Source organism: Sutterella sp. AM11-39, from assembly GCF_003472385.1.
Lineage (GTDB): Bacteria > Pseudomonadota > Gammaproteobacteria > Burkholderiales > Burkholderiaceae_F > Duodenibacillus > Duodenibacillus intestinigallinarum.
The window spans coordinates 1-753 of the sequence record NZ_QRLV01000015.1 but is presented as its reverse complement, the minus strand read 5'-3'; the positions used below and the strand labels follow the sequence as shown (position 1 = coordinate 753).

General features: G+C 53.4%; 1 protein-coding gene. It reads right to left on the bottom strand.

The window, feature by feature from the left end; genetic code table 11:
• A partial coding sequence (locus DW133_RS09265) for a transposase (protein ID WP_233542174.1) occupies positions 1-723 on the bottom strand: 723 nt, incomplete at its 3' end.
• Positions 724-753 lie beyond the last annotated feature (30 nt).

Here is a 753-nt window from a genome sequence, read left to right as displayed (position 1 = left end):
AAGAGGCTGGTTCTCGCTGTTGGCGCCACAGTTTCGTGCAAAAGGCACGTCGGCTCCTGTGCTCACTTCACGAGCGATGCGCTTTTGATCGTGTGCGCTCGGACCTGTCCGGCCCTTCCTCCTCACGTTTATTGCGCCGACAATGTCGGCATTGTTTTCATACCCGCAACCGATGCAGCGAAACTGCGCTTGACGCGGTCGATTGCGCTTATCCGTGCACGTGCATGACGGACACTCGCAACTCGTATAAGCCGCGGGAACGGCAACTACATAGCCTCCGGCCTTGTATTGCTGCCATTCAATCGCTTGCCGCATACCAAAAAAGCCCGTCCTCAGAATCGCCCGATTCAATCCGGACTTCTGTTTGACGTTTTTACCCGGATTGTCGATCGTTCCCTTGGCACTCTTCGTCATATTGCGCGTCTTCAGATCTTCCACGTACACGCAGCCATACTCCTGCGCGAGCGTGTGCGCGGTTTTCATCTGAAAGTCACGGCGAATATTACGAACTCGTCTGTGCAGCTTCTGCAGTTTTTCCAACAATTCTCTGCGTTTGCGGCTCGGCTTCGTTTTATCGAACGCTTCTGCCCGTCCTTCCTTTGCAAGCTTCAGCCTCGAGGATCTGTTCAAGGCCAATTTTCGCTGATAGCGAGCAATTTCTTTTTCGAGTTCTTTGATTCTGCCCGTATTGAGATCGAAAAACTGACCGTCGCTCGTAGCCACCGCATGAACCACGCCCAGATCAATGCCGAC